Source organism: Kribbella sp. NPDC020701, from assembly GCF_055562215.1.
In genome coordinates, this window is sequence record NZ_JBVHFT010000002.1 from 587,558 (window position 1) to 606,043 (window position 18,486).

The 18,486-nt window shown below is 69.1% G+C and carries 20 protein-coding genes; 8 read left to right on the plus strand and 12 right to left on the minus strand.

Annotated elements, in window-relative coordinates; genetic code table 11:
* Positions 1-21 precede the first annotated feature (21 nt).
* The 3 genes from rsmG to ACZ3HV_RS06360 all read left to right on the plus strand — a co-directional run bounded on the left by rsmG (position 22) and on the right by ACZ3HV_RS06360 (position 3,291).
* Positions 22-696, plus strand: coding sequence for a 16S rRNA (guanine(527)-N(7))-methyltransferase RsmG (gene rsmG / locus ACZ3HV_RS06350; protein ID WP_465681496.1), 675 nt, complete (start codon positions 22-24; stop codon positions 694-696).
* A gap of 587 nt (positions 697-1,283) precedes the next feature.
* Positions 1,284-2,219 (plus strand): ParA family protein, encoded by a 936-nt coding sequence (locus ACZ3HV_RS06355; RefSeq protein WP_360363435.1) that lies wholly within the window; start codon positions 1,284-1,286, stop codon positions 2,217-2,219.
* A gap of 112 nt (positions 2,220-2,331) precedes the next feature.
* Positions 2,332-3,291 (plus strand): ParB/RepB/Spo0J family partition protein, encoded by a 960-nt coding sequence (locus tag ACZ3HV_RS06360; protein WP_465681498.1) that lies wholly within the window; start codon positions 2,332-2,334, stop codon positions 3,289-3,291.
* 75 nt (positions 3,292-3,366) lie between these two features.
* Here ACZ3HV_RS06360 and ACZ3HV_RS06365 read toward each other — a convergent pair whose 3' ends face one another.
* The 5 genes from ACZ3HV_RS06365 to ACZ3HV_RS06385 form a co-directional block, all read right to left on the minus strand.
* Positions 3,367-4,170: a class I SAM-dependent methyltransferase gene (locus ACZ3HV_RS06365; protein ID WP_465681500.1), complete on the minus strand. Its 804-nt coding sequence runs from the start codon at positions 4,168-4,170 to the stop codon at positions 3,367-3,369.
* 41 nt (positions 4,171-4,211) lie between these two features.
* Positions 4,212-4,565, minus strand: a complete 354-nt coding sequence (locus ACZ3HV_RS06370; protein WP_360363429.1) for a DUF3817 domain-containing protein — start codon at positions 4,563-4,565, stop codon at positions 4,212-4,214.
* Entirely contained in the window at positions 4,562-5,383 is an 822-nt protein-coding gene (locus ACZ3HV_RS06375; protein ID WP_465681501.1) for an SURF1 family protein, read from the minus strand. Before ACZ3HV_RS06375 ends, ACZ3HV_RS06370 begins: the two co-directional genes overlap by 4 nt.
* A gap of 7 nt (positions 5,384-5,390) precedes the next feature.
* Complete coding sequence (locus ACZ3HV_RS06380) at positions 5,391-6,338, minus strand: D-alanine--D-alanine ligase family protein (RefSeq protein ID WP_465681503.1); 948 nt, start codon at positions 6,336-6,338, stop codon at positions 5,391-5,393.
* A 158-nt stretch (positions 6,339-6,496) separates the two neighbouring features.
* Positions 6,497-7,807: an aminotransferase-like domain-containing protein gene (locus ACZ3HV_RS06385; protein WP_465681505.1), complete on the minus strand. Its 1,311-nt coding sequence runs from the start codon at positions 7,805-7,807 to the stop codon at positions 6,497-6,499.
* Between the two features lie 199 nt (positions 7,808-8,006).
* On the opposite strand from ACZ3HV_RS06385, the gene ACZ3HV_RS06390 reads away from it, so the two are divergent.
* The 4 genes from ACZ3HV_RS06390 to ACZ3HV_RS06405 all read left to right on the plus strand — a co-directional run bounded on the left by ACZ3HV_RS06390 (position 8,007) and on the right by ACZ3HV_RS06405 (position 10,030).
* Complete coding sequence (locus tag ACZ3HV_RS06390; protein WP_360363421.1) at positions 8,007-8,195, plus strand: hypothetical protein; 189 nt, start codon at positions 8,007-8,009, stop codon at positions 8,193-8,195.
* Positions 8,196-8,280: 85 nt separating this feature from the next.
* The gene (locus ACZ3HV_RS06395; protein ID WP_465681507.1) at positions 8,281-8,937 is read left to right on the plus strand and encodes a GNAT family N-acetyltransferase; all 657 of its coding nucleotides are present in this window, start codon (positions 8,281-8,283) and stop codon (positions 8,935-8,937) included.
* Between the two features lie 13 nt (positions 8,938-8,950).
* Positions 8,951-9,352 carry a DUF2784 domain-containing protein gene (locus tag ACZ3HV_RS06400; RefSeq protein ID WP_465681509.1) on the plus strand — a complete coding sequence of 134 codons (402 nt, stop codon included), beginning with the start codon at positions 8,951-8,953 and terminating at the stop codon, positions 9,350-9,352.
* 30 nt (positions 9,353-9,382) lie between these two features.
* A complete protein-coding gene (locus ACZ3HV_RS06405) occupies positions 9,383-10,030 on the plus strand; it encodes a permease prefix domain 1-containing protein (RefSeq protein ID WP_465681511.1) in 648 nt (215 codons plus the stop codon).
* On the opposite strand, the gene ACZ3HV_RS06410 is transcribed toward ACZ3HV_RS06405, so the two are convergent.
* Positions 10,010-10,336, minus strand: a complete 327-nt coding sequence (locus ACZ3HV_RS06410) for a PadR family transcriptional regulator (RefSeq protein ID WP_360363413.1) — start codon at positions 10,334-10,336, stop codon at positions 10,010-10,012. The genes ACZ3HV_RS06405 and ACZ3HV_RS06410 overlap by 21 nt on opposite strands.
* Positions 10,337-10,412: 76 nt before the next feature.
* On the opposite strand from ACZ3HV_RS06410, the gene ACZ3HV_RS06415 reads away from it, so the two are divergent.
* The gene (locus ACZ3HV_RS06415) at positions 10,413-12,563 is read left to right on the plus strand and encodes an MMPL family transporter (protein WP_465681513.1); all 2,151 of its coding nucleotides are present in this window, start codon (positions 10,413-10,415) and stop codon (positions 12,561-12,563) included.
* On the opposite strand, the gene ACZ3HV_RS06420 is transcribed toward ACZ3HV_RS06415, so the two are convergent.
* The 6 genes from ACZ3HV_RS06420 to ACZ3HV_RS06445 form a co-directional block, all read right to left on the minus strand.
* Complete coding sequence (locus ACZ3HV_RS06420) at positions 12,560-13,684, minus strand: N-acetylmuramoyl-L-alanine amidase (RefSeq protein WP_360363409.1); 1,125 nt, start codon at positions 13,682-13,684, stop codon at positions 12,560-12,562. The two genes, ACZ3HV_RS06415 and ACZ3HV_RS06420, sit on opposite strands and share 4 nt — an antisense overlap.
* Positions 13,685-13,740: 56 nt before the next feature.
* Positions 13,741-14,058: a thioredoxin gene (gene trxA / locus ACZ3HV_RS06425; RefSeq protein ID WP_360363604.1), complete on the minus strand. Its 318-nt coding sequence runs from the start codon at positions 14,056-14,058 to the stop codon at positions 13,741-13,743.
* Between the two features lie 41 nt (positions 14,059-14,099).
* The gene (gene trxB, locus ACZ3HV_RS06430; RefSeq protein ID WP_465681515.1) at positions 14,100-15,083 is read right to left on the minus strand and encodes a thioredoxin-disulfide reductase; all 984 of its coding nucleotides are present in this window, start codon (positions 15,081-15,083) and stop codon (positions 14,100-14,102) included.
* A 108-nt stretch (positions 15,084-15,191) separates the two neighbouring features.
* Entirely contained in the window at positions 15,192-15,956 is a 765-nt protein-coding gene (locus tag ACZ3HV_RS06435; protein WP_360363406.1) for an anti-sigma factor family protein, read from the minus strand.
* A gap of 111 nt (positions 15,957-16,067) precedes the next feature.
* Entirely contained in the window at positions 16,068-16,799 is a 732-nt protein-coding gene (gene sigM, locus ACZ3HV_RS06440; protein WP_465681517.1) for an RNA polymerase sigma factor SigM, read from the minus strand.
* On the minus strand, positions 16,796-18,454 hold the full coding sequence (locus tag ACZ3HV_RS06445; RefSeq protein WP_465681519.1) for a protein kinase family protein: 1,659 nt from the start codon (positions 18,452-18,454) through the stop codon (positions 16,796-16,798). The genes sigM and ACZ3HV_RS06445 overlap by 4 nt, the downstream gene beginning before the upstream one ends.
* Positions 18,455-18,486 lie beyond the last annotated feature (32 nt).

The following is an 18,486-nucleotide window of genomic DNA, read 5'->3' on the forward strand; positions in this document are numbered from 1 at the left end:
AGTCCGGGGTCAGGTCGACCGGTGACCGACTCCGTTTCACGTGAAACGCCGCCGCCGCTCGTGGAAGAGCTGTTTCCACGGGCGGCGGCTCGGCTTGCGGCCTATGCCGAGTTGCTGGCGACCGAGGGCACGCTCCGCGGCCTGATCGGACCGCGCGAGGTTCCGCGGTTGTGGGATCGGCATCTCCTGAACTGTGCGGTCCTCGAGCGCCTCATCCCGGAGGAGTCGTCAGTCGCAGATGTCGGCACTGGCGCGGGCCTGCCGGGGATCGTGCTCGCGCTGGTCCGTCCGGACCTGCAGGTGGCGCTCGTCGAGCCCTTGCTCCGGCGCACCACCTTCCTCGAAGAGGCGGTCGACGTACTCGCGCTCGACAACGCGACCGTGGTCCGGGCACGGGCCGAGGAACTTCCGCGGGCGTGGTACGACGTGGTGACTTCTCGGGCGGTGGCTCCCTTGGGCAAACTGGCCCGGTGGTGTTTGCCACTGTGTGTCGAAGGGGGGCTGATGCTGGCGATGAAGGGATCGTCCGCCGAGGAGGAGCTGGACTCCTCCGAGCGGGAACTCGCGTCGCTCGGAGCCGAGCTGTGGCACATTCACCAACTCGGCGTCGATGAACTGGCCCAGCCGACGACTGTCGTGAGTATTGTGGCCGGACGTGCTGCAGGGGGATCCCGGCACGGAAGACGCGGGAGGTGAGCGGGTTGGTGAGTCGTGCCCTCGGGTGGCCCGAGAAGAGCACCGGTGAACCGAGAACATCCCAAGCCATCGGCTGGCCATCCGATCCGGACTCCACGGTCCGTCTGATCACCCAAGACCCACCGACTCCCGCTCGTCCGGCTCGCGCAACTCCCGTCCTCACCTCTCCCAGTCCGGCCACGACGATCGAGCCGACCCTCTCGCTCCCGGAGCCACTCGACGCACGTGTGCCGGTCGAGCGCAGCGTGCCGGTCGACACCTCTGGGTTGCGGGCGGCTGCCGCTGCGGGCCTCGACGTACTTGCGTCGCCGGCTCCGGCCGCCGATTCCGCGGCCGGCCCGTCGCCCGTTTCACGTGAAACGGGCGAGTTGGTAGATGATGGTTCCGTACCGGAGACGGCGTCACTGGTGGATGCCGAACCGGACTTCTCCGAGTCTCCACCGCCTGTGGATGACGACCGCATGAAACTGCCCTCGCACACGGGAATTCGTCCACAGAGGCCTGTGGACGAAGCTGGGGGCAGAGCCGCCCCGACCCCCACTGACATCCTCTTCGGGCCAAGTCCCGCACCTATCGGAATGGGCGCTATGACTGCCGCACAGATCGCCGCGCGGGCCACGTCGGACGAGCTTCAGCGACGACTTCTCGAGACTCCGATCGCCGCCGCCACCGAACGGACCCTGCTGGTGAATGAAGGACGCACGATGGGCCGCGAGTTCCCGCTGCCCGCTGAGACCCGAGTCTTTGTCGTCGCCAACCAGAAGGGCGGCGTCGGCAAGACCACCACGACGGTGAACGTCGCCGCCGGCCTCGCGCTGTACGGCGCACGGATCCTGGTGATCGACCTCGACCCGCAGGGCAACGCCTCGACCGCGCTCGGCATCGACCACTCGGAGGGCACTCCAGGTGTCTACGAGGCGGTCATCGAGAACGAGCCGCTGAGCAAGCTGCTCCAGCCGTGCGCTGAGCACCCCGGCATCATGGTCGTCCCGGCGACGATCGACCTGGCCGGTGCCGAGATCGAACTCGTCAGCATCGTGGCCCGGGAGAGCCGGCTGAAGCGTGCGCTCGACGCGCACCTGGCCGAGACCGAGGCCGCGGGCGAGAAGTACGACTACGTCTTCATCGACTGCCCGCCATCCCTCGGCCTGCTGACGGTGAACGCGCTGACCGCCGCCCGCGAGGTCCTGGTCCCGATCCAGAGCGAGTACTACGCGCTCGAGGGTCTGTCCCAGCTCCTCCGGCACATCGACATGGTGAAGTCGCACCTGAACCCCGGGCTCGACGTCTCCACCATCCTGCTCACCATGTACGACGCCCGTACCAAGCTGGCCGGTGAGGTCGCGGCCGAGGTCCGTGGGCATTTCCGCGACGCCGTGCTGCGGACCGCCGTGCCGCGGTCGGTGCGGATCTCGGAGGCACCGAGCCACGGCCAGACCGTGCTCGCCTACGACCCGGCATCCGCCGGAGCCCTCTCGTACCTCGAGGCGTCCCGCGAGATCGCGATGCGGAACAACTCCTGATCCGCCCCAGCGCTGTGGCACCGTTTCACGTGAAACGAGTGCCCGCGGCCGACGGTGGCAGGTGCGGTAGGTCAGTAGTAGCTCAGCAGGCTGTCGAACACGAGGGAGCGCGATGAACACCCGACTCGGACGCGGACTTGGTGCGCTGATCCCCAGCACACCCGCCCCCGGTAGCACGACGACGCTCGGCAGCAAGTCCCACTCGATTCCGGGTGCGCCGCCGATCGCGCAGCCGAGGGAGCCCGAGCTGGCCGCCGTCCCCGGAGCGGAGTTCGCGGAGATCGAGGTCGACAAGATCACCCCGAACCCGAAGCAGCCGCGCACCGTCTTCGACGAGGAGGCGATGGAGGAGCTGGTCCACTCGGTGAAGGAGATCGGGCTGCTGCAGCCGATCGTCGTACGCCGGCTGACCGCGGACACGTACGAGCTCGTGATGGGGGAGCGCCGCTGGCGGGCGACCCAGCAGGCCGGCCTCATCACGATCCCCGCGATCGTCCGGGACACCCAGGACGACGTGATGCTGCGCGACGCGCTGCTGGAGAACCTGCACCGCAGTCAGCTGAACCCGCTCGAAGAGGCGGCGGCGTATCAGCAGATGCTCGACGACTTCGGCTGCACGCAAGAGGTGCTCGCCACGCGGATCGGTCGTTCGCGGCCGCAGATCTCCAACACGCTTCGGCTGCTGAAGCTCCCGGCGTCAGTTCAGCGCCGCGTCGCCGCAGGCGTTCTGTCCGCCGGGCACGCCCGTGCACTCCTTGGCCTCCCCAGCGGAGACGCCATCGAGCGGCTCGCTCAGCGCATCGTCGCCGAGGGCCTCTCGGTCCGCACCGTCGAGGAGATCGTTGCCTTGGGCGACATGAACGGCGACGACCCGACGCCGGCCCAGCGCCGACGCAACAAGCCGGTAGCGCCACGCCTGGTCGACCTGGCCGACCGCCTCTCCGATCGCTTCGAAACCCGCGTCAAGGTCGACCTCGGCAAGACCAAGGGCAAGATCACCGTCGAGTTCGCGTCCCTGGACGACCTCGAGCGCATCGTCACCCTGATGGACCCCAGCAAGCAGAACGGCTAGGGCGCTGAGGATCGCGCTCACAGAGGAATTCCGGGGTCAGCGCCCGGGGGCAACAATTGGGATTTGTCGACAAAACTACTTGGCGACTCGCGGCGATGTTTCATGTGAAACATTGCGAGTGGCTTTGATGAGGTAGGTCGCGGGGAGGTCACCCGCCGCGGGACCAAGCTCGGGGTACATGTCGGCGACGGCCACCTCGCGGAACTCCGCGAGGTGGAGGCCGGCGGACAAGAGGCTGGTGATGATGTCGCTCGGCGGCCAGATGAATGCGGTGAAGTCAGGGGCGGCCGGGTTGTCGCGGGCGCCGGTGGGGAGCTTCGCGTTGTCGATGGTCGCGCGAGGCGTCGAGCGGCCGAAGTAGTCGGCCGTGACGGTCAGATGGTTGGGACCACGGACGGCGAGGACCTCCCAGATCGGGTGATGGTCCGCGAGCAGGACGGACCCACCCGGAGCCAGGCGGTCGGCGACGAGTTGCGCGAAGACGGCCAGGTCCGGGACCCAGCAGATCGCGCCCCGGCTCAAGTAGATGAGATCGAAGCCGGTCAGCTCGGCTGGGAGATCGAGCATGTCGGCCTGCCGGAAGTCGACCGCGACACCCACGGCGGCAGCCTTCTCACGGGCCATCGAGACCGCGACCTCGGAGATGTCGACGCCGGTGACCTCGGCGCCCAGCATGGCCCAGGACAGGGCCTGGTCGCCGCAGGAGCAGGCGAGTTGGAGCACCCGCCGGCCGGCAACATCTCCGGCCGCGGCGATCTCGCCGGCGTCGAGGGCCGAGCCGCCGGAGGTGAAGAACGCCGGGGGTTCGCCGGGGCGTGCGTGATGGATCTGGTTCCAGCTGGCGCGATTCGACTGCGTGATGTCACGGAGGTTCGGCACGGACCCGAAGCTAGGTCAGAGCGGCCGAACCTCCAAGGGGATTAGCGGCCGAGCAGTTCGTGGGTGGTCTTCCGCTCGGCGTAGAACGACAGGAACGGGATCGTGCCGGCCAGGGCCATCATCACCAGCCGCGGGAACGACCAGCGCACCCGGCGGAACAGGTCGAAGGTGCCGACCAGGTAGACCATGTAGAGGAAGCCGTGGAGCGGGCCGATCACGTCCATCGCGGCCGGGTTGTCGGCGAAGTACTTCAGCGGCATCGCGACGAACACCAGCAGCAGGAGCATCACGCCGACGACGTACGCGATCACGCGGTACCGGGTCAGGGCGCCGCGGACGGCCGGGGTGATGGGCTGCGGGGTAGCGGAGGTGGCGGGATCGGCTGATGAGGTCACGCTGAAACGGTACCGCTCGGCTCCACAGGCTCCACCGCCTGGTCGTCAGCCTCATCCCCGCCATCGGTGGAGCGGTGCGCGTCCAGCACCATGCGGGCCCACATCCACAGCGTGAAGGCCGCGAAAACCCACCACTGGAAGGCGTACGCGATGTTCCGCAGCCCGGCGTGATCCGTCGGCGGCGACGGCGGTTGTACGACGGCGGGCGCCGGTGAAGGTACGACGCCTGCGTCGACCGAGGACTGGATCACGAATCCGTCGTACAGCCGGTAGTCGACGAGGTGCACGATCGTGGGGATCCGCAGGGATGACAGCACGCGACCCTTGGCGGCATCGTCGGACGAGTCCTCCGCCTCAGAGGACACGACCACCCCGGACAGCTGGACCGGGCCGGTAGGCGCCGTGGCGGCCGGGTCGGACACCGTTGGTACCCAGCCTCGAACAACCATCACCGCGCCGGCACCAGTGCCCTCGAGCATCACGGGGGAGACCACCCAGAAGCCGTCCGCCGAGCCCTGCCGGCGGTCGGAGATGAACACCTGGTCCGCGGCCGGTCCCCAGGTGCCGGTCACCGTCACGCGACGGCTGACGGCCTTGGCCGGCAAGCCCTCGTCGATCGAGAACAGCGACTGCAGAGCGACCGGTTCAGCGTCGGCCCGCTTGGCGGTCGCGGACGCGGTCTTCGACTGGTACACGTCCAGCTGCCACACGCCCATCACCGACATGACCGCGGCGATCGCCAGCGCCAGCAAGAGCAATCCGGACCATCGCGGTGTCAGAACCGTCCGCCACAACGGCCGCGGATTCCCCGAGGACATCAGGACCTCAACGCGCCGCGGCGGCAGCCAGCAAGTCGCGGCACAGCACACCCAGCTCGATCCCCGCGGCCTCGGCCGCGAGCGGCACCAGCGAGGTCTCCGTCATCCCCGGCGCCACGTTCACCTCCAGGAACCACGGCACCCCAGCGGCGTCGACGACCAGGTCCGACCGGGACAGGTCCCGCAGACCCAGCGCCGCATGCGCCGCGACCGCGGCCGTCGCGCACGCGGAAGCCACCGAAGGATCCAGCCGAGCCGGTACGACGAACTGCGTCGCCCCGGCCGTGTACCGGGCCTCGTAGTCGTAGAACCCGGAGTCCGGCCGGATCTCCACCGCCGGCAAGGCCCGCGGCCCGTCGCCGGTGTCGACCACCGTCACGGCCACCTCGGTCCCGTCGATGTACTGCTCGATCAGCGCGACCGGACCGTACGCGTAGCAGTTCACCATCGCCGACGGCAGCTCGTCGGCCGACCGCACGATCGAGGCGCCCAGCGCCGAACCGCCCCGAGCCGGCTTCACGACCAGCGGCAGGCCGACCTGATCGATGACCGCCTCCATCAGCGCAGCGGCACCGAGCTCGCGGAACGTGTCGTGCCCGAGCACCACCGAGGCCGGCGTACGCAGTCCGGCCGCTCCGACCATCGTCGACGCGACCGGCTTGTCGAAGGCTGTCCGGCAGGCGGCCGCGTCGGCTCCGACGTACGGAACGCCGTACAGGTCGAGGACCTGGCGGAGGGCGCCGTCCTCGCCGGTGACGCCGTGCAGGACAGGAAAGACCGCATCCGGCGGGTCGTCGCGGAGACGCTCGACCAGATTGGCGTCGACGTCACGCTGCTCGACCTCGACGCCGACGCTGCGCAGGGCGTCGGCGACTCGCCGGCCGGACCGGAGCGAGACATCCCGCTCGTGTGACAGTCCGCCGGCCAGTACCAGGACTCGACCCAGATCACTCATCACAAATATCCCGATCACTCGTGGGCGACTCCGGCACGGCCGCCGGTCCCGAGGCCCACTGGAACGGTACCGCTACCGCGTCAGTGACCCCCGGCCGCCCGCAGATCCATTGCGCAACCTTAAGCCTCGAGGCTTGCGCAGCGGACCAGACAAAACCGTCAGCTCAGCTCCGGCCCCGGAGCGTCGTACTCGCGGCCCGGACCCGGCGTCAGCGGCCCGAACGTCTGCCGCAACTCGAGCTCCTCGTGGATCACCGCGGCCAGCCGGCCGACCCCCTCGATGATCCGTGACTGCGTCGGATGACAGTACGACAATCGCATGCACTGGGAGCCGAAACCGTCGGCGAAGAAGGCCGTTCCGGGAACGTACGCCACCCGGGCGGTGACCGCCCGCGGCAGCATCGCCTTCGCGTCCAAGCCGTCCGGCAGGGTCAGCCAGACGTAGAACCCGCCGCCCGGCCTGGTCCAGGTCGTTGCCGCAGGCATCTTTTCGCTCAGCGCCGACAGCATCGCGTCGCGGCGTTCGCGGTACATCTCCCGGAACTGCTTGACCTGCCCGAGCCAGTCGTGCCGGCCCAGGTACGACGAGATGGCGAGCTGACTGAACACCGGGGGACACAGGGTCGCCGATTCCTGTGCCAGCACAAGCTTTTCGCGCACCGCGTGCGGCGCGACCGCCCAGCCGACCCGGAACCCCGGAGCGAATGTCTTGGAGAACGAGCCGAGGTAGATGACGCCCTCACGGTCGTCCGCACGCAACGCCCGCTGCGGCTCACCGTCGAAGCCGAGCAGACCGTACGGGTTGTCCTCCAGGATCAGGAGATCCGCGCGCTGACAGATCTCCAGCACCCGCCGCCGGCGCTCGTCGGCCAGCGAAACCCCGGCCGGGTTGTGGAAGTTCGGAATCGTGTAGAAGAACTTGATCCGTTTGCCGGCCGCGCGGACCGCCGCGATCGCCTGCTCCAGCGCCTCCGGTACGACGCCGTCGTCGTCCATCGCGACATGGACGACCTCGCACTGGTACGCACGGAAGACGCCGAGGGCACCGACGTACGACGGAGCCTCGCAGATCACCACGTCGCCCGGATCGCAGAACACCCGAGTCACCAGGTCGACCGCCTGCTGGCTGCCGACCGTGACCACGACGTCGTCCGGATGGGCGTCGATCCCCTCCAGCCGCATCACGTCGCAGATCTGGTCCCGCAACGTCGGATCACCCTGACCGGAGCCGTACTGCATCGCGGTGGCACCGTTGTCGATCACGAGATCGCGGACCGCGCCGCCGACCACGTCCAGCGGCAGGCCACCGATGTTCGGCATCCCGCCCGCGAGGGAGACGACCTCGGGCCGGCTGGCGACCGAGAAGAGGGCCCGGATCTCCGAGGCGGTCATGCCTTTCGTCCGGGCTGCGTACCGGTCGACGTAGTTGTCGAGACGGGTCTGCCGGACATCGGGCACGTCAGCACTCACGGGGGCCACTCCAACGGTGAGTCGAGGGGGAAGTCACCAGGTTACGTCGGCAGACCCGAGTTGTGTCCGGGCTGTGGATCGGCGCGACCTCTCACTACCATGCCTTATAGGGGCAGGTTCGACCATGCCGTGATCTGGCTGCTGAGACGGCCGGCGGGTGTGGTGCGGCCTGAGAGGTGCAACCGGAAGGCATGATCGGATGAGCGTGGGCAAGACAGCCGGGTGGACGTTCTGCGGACTTTTGCTGGGTGTGCTGGCCGGATTCGCCGGCGAACTGCTGCGGCGGCAGCCGGCCGCGAAGGTGCAACAGCGCTATGTCGCTCCGGAGGCGACCAGGACCACGGACGCGCGGACTCCGGCTCCCGCACCGGAACCGGCCACTCAATGAGCCACGGGGTGATACCCGCCGTGATGAAGGTAACAACCAGTACTCCGCGAGACCGGACGCCGGCCACCGCGGACCGGATGCGCTGATGGCCCGACGGCTCGAACCGCTGACGCTCGCCAATCTCGACGAGCTGCCGGTGCCGTGCCGTGGCTGCGTGTTCTGGGAGCTGGATCCGGTCGCCGCCAAGCATGCCGACCGGAACGGCGACACCGGCCTCGAGAAGGAAGCCTGGCTCTCCCAGTTGCTGCTCGACTGGGGTACGGCGGGCGTCGTGCTCTACGTCGACGAGGAGCCGGCCGGGTTCGCGGTGTACGCGCCGGCGGCGTACCTGCCCAGGATCCAGGCGTTTCCGACCGCGCCGGTCAGTCCGGATGCCGTCGTACTGGCGACCGGACGGATCCAGCCGCGCTACCTGGGGCTCGGGCTGGGGAAGATCCTCGTCCAAGCCGTGGCGAAGGACGTGCTGAAGCGTGGGTTCCGGGCCGTCGAGGCGTTCGGTGACTCGCGGTGGGACGGACCGGGCTGTGTCTGGCCGACCGAGTTCCTTCGTGCCGTCGGCTTCGGCGTCGTCCGCGAACACCCGCGCAATCCCCGGCTCCGGCTCGACCTGCGGTCTGCGATCACCTGGCGCAGCGAGATGGAGGCCGCCGTGGAGCGGCTGATGGGCGCGATCCGGCCCGAACACTCCCCGCCCGGGCCGGTCACGGTCAGGGACGCACTCACTCGCAACTCGACTCCCTGACGGCGAGGCCATCATGATCTGGCGGTTCCTGGCCGACGTCGTGATGGTGGTGCACGGCGCCCTGCTGGTGTTCTTCCTGATCGGCGGCTTCCTCGCCTGGCGCTGGCCGAAGCTGATCTGGGCGCATCTGGCCATCGTGGTCTGGAACATCGTCATCGTGGTCGTCGACTTCGGCTGCCCGGTCACGGCGAGCGAGAAGTACTTCCGCCGGCGTGGTGGCGAGACGCCGTACGCGGCCGGCTACATCGAGCACTACCTCGACGGCCGGCTCTGGCCGGAAGGGGCGACGCCGACCGTCGAGAAGATCGGCTTCGTGCTCGTCGTCATCTCCTACATCGGCTTCTTCATCCTCCGCCGGCGTCGCAAAGCCGGACAGGCCAAGGTCAGGGGAGATTCAGTGGGACCCCGGACGTGATCGGTCCGGCACTTCCGCATACTTGAAGGCGTGTCCAGCACCCCGGTCAACGAGTACCTGACAGCGCTGAACAAAGCGCTCGGCGGTCCACGACGCCGGAGGGCGGACCTGCTGGCCGAGGCACGGGACCACCTGACCGACGCGACCGAGGCCTTCGAGGCCGACGGTCTCGAGCGGTACGACGCTGAGCGGGAAGCCGTGGCCGACTTCGGCGAACTGGCCGAGGTCGTACCGGGCTACCGCGCCGAGCTCGCGATCAGTCAGAGCCGCCGGACGGCGATGCTGCTGTTCCTGGCCCTGATCATCCAGCCGATCGTCTGGCAGGAAGGTGCCTGGAGTTGGAACCAGGACCCAGCCGCCGGCAACGCGCTGAACGACTTCCTCCAGTCGTTCGTCCGCACCATCGGCACGCTGGCGATCGCCGGTACGGTGCTGGCCGTGATCGCGGCCGGCGTCGGCTTGCGCCACCCGATCATCCGGGACCACGTGAGCAGGGTGACCGCACTGTTCGCGCTCGTCAGTGCCACGGTCATCAGCTTGATCGGTGTCGCGATGGCGACGACCAGCGGCCGTACGGTCGGCGCCCTGGACTTGGCCGTGGTCGGCAGCTTCGTCGTGCTGCCCCTGGTCTTCGTGGGTCTTCAGGCGGGCCGCTGCCTACGCCTCGCCCGGTCGTAGAACACCTTCCACCACAGCCCGGAAGGTCAGCCACTCCTGCTTGCCCGTGGCAAGCGTCTTCACCCCGGCGCTGGTCAGCTGATACGTACGGCGCTTCCGCCCGCTGACCGTGCTCCACTCGCTGGCCAGGTACCCGGCGCGCTCCAGCCGCCGCAGCGCCGGGTAGAGCGTCCCGGTCGGCAGGTCGAGCTCGCCGCCACTGCGCTCGAGCAGCGCCTCCATGATCGCGTACCCGTGCAGCGGCTCGTGCTCGACGACCGCCAGGATCATCGGGTCCAGGTGTCCCCGCAACGCATCCGCCTTCATGTAGCCAGTCTACTCATACGCCTGCTACTGTCGAGAGGCGACATGTAGACGATCTACTTATCAAGGAGGCACGGCGATGACCGTGGACACCCCCGTACGACGACCGCCCGGGAACGAGGGCGGACGACCTGGGCTGCTGCACCGGGTGTCCGGCTGGTCGATGCGGCACGCCGGTCTCGCTCTGCTGCTCTGGGTGGTCGCCCTCGTCGCCGTCACCGCGGCCTCGACCGTGGTCGGCGACAGCTACAAGAACGACAACTCGCTCCCCGGCACCGATTCCCAGCGCGTCACCGACACCTTCAAGGCGCACCAGCCCCAGGGGGAGACGGCTTCGGTGCAGATCGTCCTGCGGGCCGATGGCGGACTGGCAGCGGAGAAATCCCGGGTCGCCTCGATGCTGGCCGTCGTACGCGATCTCCCGCACGTCGCATCGGTCGCCGACCCGTTCACCGCGCCCGGATCGCTGTCGCAGGACGGCCGGACGGCGTACGCGACGGTCGGCTTGGACGTTGCCGTCGCGGACATGCCGGTGGAGGACGTGCGGACGATCATCCACCGGGCTCAGGACTTCGCGCGCCCCGGATTCCAGGTGGAGGTCGGTGGCGACCTGGCCCGGTCCGCGGCCGAGAGCGCGGGTGGTGCCTCCGAAGGTGCCGGCATCCTGGCCGCGCTGGTGATCCTGGTACTGCTGTTCGGATCGTTGCTCGCGGCAACTCTCCCGCTGTTGACCGCGGTGTTCGCCGTCGGGAGCACGCTCGGGCTGCTGGTCCTCGCGTCGCATCTGTTCACCGTGCCCGACTACACCGCGCCGGTCATGATGCTCGTCGGTCTCGGCGTGGGGATCGACTATGCGTTGCTGATCTTCTCCCGCTATCGCCATGAACTGCTGAAGGACGGCACGGATCGGGTGACCGCGTCGATGATCGCACTGGATACCGCCGGCCGATCGGTGATGTTCGCGGGATGCACGGTGGTGATCGCGCTGCTCGGTCTGCTCGCGCTCGGACTCGGCTCGCTGCAAGGCGTTGCGCTCGGTGTCACGCTGACCGTGCTGATGACGATGCTGGCTGCGGTGAGCCTGCTGCCGGCCTTGCTGACGCTGTTCGGGAAGCGGATCGAGCGGAGTGTCCGCAAGCACGCTGCGAAGAAGCGCCGTACGCCGGGAGACGGCTGGCGGAAGCTGGCGGCGGCCGTGCAGCGCGGGCCGTGGGTGCCGTTGGTCCTGGGGACGGTGGCGCTGGTGGCGTTGTCGCTGCCGGCCTTGGACATGCGACTCGGGTTCGCCGACGCGGGGACGGACGACCCGGTCAAGACCAGCCGGAAGGCATACGACCTGCTCGCCGACGGATTCGGGCCGGGCTTCAACGGCCCACTCGTGGTCGTGTCCGAGGGGGATCAGGCGGCAGCTGGGGCACTCGGGCAGACGCTCGCCGCCGATCCGGAGATCGCCGCGGTGACTCCGCCGCAGCTGACCCCGGACGGCAAGATCGCGACCGTACTCGCGTTCCCGAAGTCGGCACCACAGGACGCCGCGACCAGTGAACTCGTGGGTCGACTGCGGGACACCACTCTGCCGGCGCTCGAGTCGCAGACCAGGGCGACATACTTGGTCGGCGGTGCGACGGCGGCGGCGGACGACTTCGCCGCAGCGGTGAGCAAGCGGCTGCCGATCTTCGTGCTGGTGGTGGTCGGCCTGTCCGCGCTGCTGCTGATGGCGGTGTTCCGGTCGATCCTGATCCCGCTGAAGGCGGCGGTGCTCAACCTGCTCAGCATCGGCGCTTCGCTCGGGGTGATCACGCTGGTCTTCCAGCAAGGCTGGTTCGGCGCGCAGCCGGGTCCGATCGAGGCGTTCGTACCGGTGATGATCTTCGCGATCGTGTTCGGGTTGTCGATGGACTACGAGGTGTTCCTCATCTCCCGGATCCATGAGGAGTGGCGTCGTACTCAGGACGCTCGGGCGGCGGTGCGGGAAGGGCTGGCGACCACGGGCAGCGTGATCACCGCGGCGGCAGCCATCATGATCGTGGTGTTCGGTGCGTTCCTGCTCAGCCCGGATCGGATGCTGAAGCAGTTCGGGCTCGGCCTGGCGACCGCGGTGCTGCTGGACGCGCTGCTGATCCGCTGCGTCATCGTCCCCGCCGTACTGCGCCTGTTCGGCAACCGCGCCTGGTGGCTGCCGCGCGGTCTCGACAGGGTGCTGCCGAAGATCGCGCTCGAGAAGGACTAGACGGTGAGTTGCCCGAAGCGGAGCATGCCGGTCGCGGCGTCCTGCTCCGGCGGCAGGTAGACGCGCTGGATCGCCACCACGATCGCCTCTGCGATCACGTCCCGGAAGGCCGGGTCGGCCAGTCGGGCGGAGTCGTGCGGGTTGGTGACGTAGCCGATCTCGAGGCGGACTGCGGGCATCTTCGTCCGGCGCAGCAGGTCCCACGTCTTGGCGTGCGTACGGCAGTTCAGCAGGTCGGTGCGCGCGACAATCTCGCGCTGCACCAGGCCGGCGAACTGCTCACCGACGCTCGACGACGCGCCGTGCAGATCGTTGCCGTAGTAGTACGTCGCGACGCCCTGGGCCTCTGGATTCATCGACCCGTCGGTGTGCAACGAGACACACAGGTTCGCGTCCGTCTCGTTCGCGAACGCGGCCCGCGCCAGCTCGTCCGGCCCCTGATCGCGCCCACGCGACAGATACGCGCGGACGCCGGTCGCACCCAGGCGACCCTCGATCCGGGCGGCCAGGTCGTACGCGACGTCGGACTCGCGCAGGCCGAAGCCCTCCCAGCCGTAGTCGAAGCCCCCGTGGCCCGGGTCGATCACCACGGTCTTGCCGGACAGCCGGGGACCAGCGGCCCGCACGGCTTCCGAGGCGCGCAACGCGTCCGGCCGCCCGCCGGTCGCCATCGGCCGGATCCGCTGCAGTGCCTTGAACGTCGACGGACCACAGGTGCCGTCGCCCGGAAGGCCCATGTTGCGCTGGAAATCGGTCACCGCGCGCTGGGTGTCCGGGCCGAAGATCCCGTCGATCCGGGCGACCGCGAACCCGAGCTCCTGCAGCTTCGCCTGCAGCGCCAGGACGTCGTCACCGGTCAGCGGGTGCGAGACGACGTACGTCAGCAGCCGGTCGCCCAGCCGCCAGCGTGCGTCGTCGATCGCCCGGTACGTCTGCGGGCCGACGATCCCGTCGATCATCAGCCCGCGTTGCTGCTGGAAGCCCCGGACAGCGTGCGCCGTCGCTTCGTCGTAGACGTCGTGACCACCGGCCAGCAGCCCGAGCCGCTGGAGCTTGCCGACGATCTCGGCGACGGCCTCACCGCTGTCGCCGATCCTGTACACGCCGTGGGGGGCTTCCATCAGAGACTGCTCCTTGCCGTGTGGCGGCCGGGGGTGCAAACGTCAGCCGTGCGCTGTCACTCGGTGAAGGCGGCCAGTTCCTTCAGCAGCGCCGCCTTCGGCTTGGCGCCGACGATCGACTTGGCCAGTTCACCATTCACGTAGACGTTGATGGTAGGGATACCGGTAACGCGGTAGTTGCTCGGGGTAACCGGGTTCTCGTCCACGTTCATCTTCAGGAACGTGAGCTTGTCGCCGTGGTCCTGGTTCAGCTCCTCCAGGATCGGCGATACCTGGCGGCACGGTCCACACCACTCGGCCCAGAAGTCGACCAGCACCGGCTTGTCGCTCTTCAGTACGGTCTGGTCGAACTCGGCGTCGGTGACGGCGTTCATCTTCTCGCCCACGGGCGTAACTCCTTCAGTGGTTGTGAGGTTCAGACGGAGACAGGCTCGGTGGCCGCAGCGGCGGCCGTGGCCGCGTCCTCGAGGGTGGCCAGGTAGCGCTCGGCGTCCAGGGCGGCCGCACACCCGGTGCCGGCGGCGGTGATCGCCTGCCGGTAGGTGTGGTCCACCAGGTCGCCGGCGGCGAACACGCCGGGCAGGTTGGTCGCGGTGCTGTCCGGCCTGACCAGCACGTAGCCCTCGGCGTCCAGCTCGACCTGGCCCTTGACCAGCTCCGAGCGCGGGTCGTGCCCGATCGCGATGAACAGGCCGGTGGCCGGCAGGTGCCGGGTCTCACCGGTGACGGTGTCCTTCAGCGTCACGCCGGTCAGCTTGTCCTCACCGTGGATCGTGTCGACCTCGGAGTTCCACTGGAACTCGATCTTGTCGTTCGCGAACGCGCGGTCGGCCATGATCTTCGAGGCCCGCAGCTCGCCGCGACGGTGCACAAGGTGCACCTTCTTGGCGAACTTGGTCAGGAAGGTGGCCTCTTCCACGGCGGAGTCGCCACCGCCGACGACCGCGATCTCGTGGTCGCGGAAGAAGAAGCCGTCACAGGTCGCACACCAGGACACACCATGGCCGGACATCCGGTCCTCGTCGGACAGGCCCAGCTTGCGGTAGCCCGACCCCATCGCCAGGATGACGGTCTTCGCCCGGTGCTCGGTGCCGGCCGAGTCGGTGACCACCTTGATGTCACCGGTCAGGTCGACCTTGATGATGTCGTCGGGCACCAGTTCGGCGCCGAAGCGCTCGGCCTGGGTGCGCATCTCGTCCATCAGCGCCGGGCCCATGATGCCCTGCGCGAAACCGGGGAAGTTCTCCACCTCGGTGGTGTTCATCAGTGCGCCACCGGCGGTCACGGAGCCCTCGAACACGAGTGGCTCCAACCGGGCGCGCGCGGCATACACGGCGGCCGTGTAACCGGCCGGACCGGAGCCGACGATGATGACGTTGCGAACTCCTGCGTCGGTCATAAAAGGCGTTCCTCGTGTCGTCGAGACTGGTACGTCGTACTCAACGGATCCTAGAGGCCGACCATTCCCACGGTACCCATCACCGGGCCGCGGCACCGCATTGGCAGCTCAGCGATTGCGCAGTGTCACCGTGGTGTCGTAGAAGGGCGTGGCGACGCCTCCCGGATCGCTACATCCGGTGACCGCGAACAGTTGGATGTCGCGCGCCGAACCGCTCTGCAGGCCGATCAGGGTGGCGCGCCTGCCGTCGATCTTCACCGGCTGGACCAACTGGAGCTGAGGGTTCGGCCGGCCGGACGCGAAGACCCGGGCACAGTCGACCTCGGCGGCCGGAGCGTTCAGGACCGGATCAGGGGTGTGCTCCAGCCATCGCTGCGCCTCCGGGCCGATGTCCTTGGTGGTCATCGTCACCACCGCACCGGTCGGCACCTCGGTCGGGTTGGTGTTCGCCGCGTTCTCGCCGGCCTGGTCCTTGGTGGCGATCACCACGCCGACGCCGATCGCCGCGACCAGCACGACGGCCGCCGCCGCGCCCAGCAACTTGGGCAGGTGCCGGCGCGGCTCCTCGCGGATCTGGGCCAGCGAGTGCACGCCGACCGTCGACGCGCGCAGGACGGACTCGGAGACGATGACCGCATCCAGGTGCTCAGCGACGTCGGCCGGCATCGGGATGTCCGTCCGGCCCTCCTCGGCGAGATCCTCGGACAGCTCGACGAGAGCGTCGTACGTCTGCTGGCAGTCCGGACAGGCCTTCACATGTTCACGAGCGCGGTGTGCCTCGGCGGCGGGCAGCAGGTTCTCGATCAGATCGGCGATCGTGTCGGTATCGAGGTGCTCGAGGTGCTCACTGGTCGGCAGACCGGATTCGGTCATCGGGGACTCGCCTCCCCACGGGAGGAACGCGGTGTGGTCATCGGAGTGCTCCGGGTAGAGGCATGGAGGCTACGTCGCAGGTAGGCGACTTCGCTTCGACGGAGTACCCACTCATTCGGTTCCCACCGTTTCGGCGGCGGATTTCTCCGGTACGTCGGAGTCGCCCGAACCGGCCCTGGTCGTCTGCCAGTGCCGCAGCAACGGCAGCAGCCGGGCCCGGCCACGGGCGCAGCGGGACTTCACGGTGCCGGGGGCGCAGCCGAGGATCGCGGCCGCCTCCTCGATCGAGTAGCCCTCCATGTCGACCAGCACCAGGGCACTGCGCTGGTCGACGTTGATCTGCTTGAGCGCGTTCAGCACGTCCAGCCGGCGCTCGCGGACCTCGGCCGGGTCCTCCTCGGCCGGTCCGGCCAGCTCGGCCGCGCGGTCCTGATCCTCGGGTAGCGGATCGGCGGCCCGCACCTGGCGCCGGCGGATCCGGTCCAGGCACGCGTTCACCACGATCCGGTGCAGCCAGGTGGTCACCTTCGCGTCGCCGCGGAACGAGTCGGCGCGGCGGAACGCCGAGATGAACGCCTCCTGCAGCGCGTCGGCCGCCTCCTCGGGCTCGCCGAGGGTGCGGATCGCGACCGCCCACATCCGGTCCCGGTGCCGCTTGACCAGGAACCCGAACGAGTCCGGGTTACCGGCTACGTGCAGCCGCAGCAGCTCGTGGTCGTCGAGGTGCTCGTAGCTGGTCGGCCCATCCGGCGCGGCAGGCTGCGGCACAGGCTCGGCCGTGCCGATCCGGGAGACGTCTGACCGGGGCGGAGGGGTCGGCCCCGAATCGAGGTGAGCCGTCATTTCTGGATTGTGACCTCCGAGATCGTGCCCCGGTACTTGCCACCGTCTTCCTTCGGCAGCTTGGTCAGCCAGACCAGTACGTACTGCGTCTCGGTCGGTGCCGAGGGGGTCAGGCTCACCGTACCCTCGGGCTGGTCCTCTTCGGTGGCGACCGGCTGCCAGCCGCTGACCGCTCCCGGCGACTTGCTGGTGTCACCCTTCGGGACCAGCAGTTGGACGCTGGTGCCGTCGCCCTCCAGCGCGACCGTCACCTTGGACACCGCGGTCGGCGCGCCGAGGTTGTAGATGATCCCGACGCCCGGCTTCTGGCCGCCCAGGTTCGGCCGGCTGTACGACTGCGTGGTCCAGGTCGTGCCGGACTTGCCGTCGTAGGTGTTCGGAACGTCGTCGGGGTGCTCCTCGCCGTTGCCGTCCGGTTTGGGGTCGAAGTCCTTGGCGCCGACGATCTTGGCCGCCCCGCCGGTCGCCGACGGAGTGGTGCTGGTCTGCGGCGGGTTGCTCGTCTTGGCGCCGTCACCGCTGTCCTGGTCGTTGTTCATCGCGCCCTTGAGCAGGAACTGGGCCATCGCGACCACCGACAGCAGGGCCAGGACGGCGAGCAGGATCAGGATCCGGCCACCCCACGAGCCCTTCGGTTTCGGTTCGTCGGCGCGGCGCCGGCCGTTACCGTTCGGCGGCGGCGGCGGTGGCTGGCGCCGGATCGGCCGGGTCTCGGGAGCGCTCGCGTACGCCGCGTGCTGCTGGTGACCGTTGTCCGACTGGTACGCCGGTGGCGGCGTCGGGTCGAGCGCCGGCGGCTGCGTCTGCGGGACGACCTGGGTCGCGTCGTCGATGCTGCCGTTCTGCCGGGCGACCTGAACGGTCTCGTCCATCTGGTTCGGCGGCTCGTGCGAGCTGCCGACGACTCCGGACAGCGCCGCGGACAAGCCGGCGGCACTCGTGATCGGCGGGGTGTGGTGCCGCGGCGGGTCGCTCAGCAGCCGGTCGCAGATGTCGTCCAGCGAGCGGGGTACGCCGGCCCGCACCTGACGCGGACTGAGCAGCCGGCCGTGCTCGACGGGCGCGGGCTGCAGACCCCAGGCCGGCGCCGGACCGGGCCAGCGGCCGGTGAGCGAGGCGTAGAGCAGCTCACCGAGCGCGTACACGTCCTGCTCGGGCGAACCCGGGCCGGACGACCGCAGCGCGGCCTCGGTGGCCAGTCCGACGACCTTGATCGCGCCGGCGTCGGTGACCACCACGGTCGACGGGCTGATGGATCCGTGCGCGTGGCCGGTGCGGTGCAGGTTCTCCAGCGCTTCGGACACCTCGCGAGCCAGCCAGCCCGCTTGCTGTCCGGTCAGCGGGCCGGTGCCGAGCATTCGCTCGAGGGGACGGCCGCCCGCCCACTCGCGCACGCAGTACGTGACGCCGTCGTGCATGTCGCAGTCGAGCACCCGGAGGAAGCGCGGGTCGGCCGCGGCGGCCGCCCGCCGGGCGGCGTCGAAGAGCAGGTTCGTCCGTGGATCGCCGACCGGCAGAACATCCACGACGACGGCCCGGCTGAGTACCTCGTCCACTGCTCGCCACACCCGCGCACCGTCGATCTCCGCGAGTAGCTCGGCGATCCGGTAGCGGCCGGCAAGCAGGGCACCAGGACTGACAGTCTGGTTCGACACGGTGTCTCTCGCCCTCCTCGATGCACTGGTCG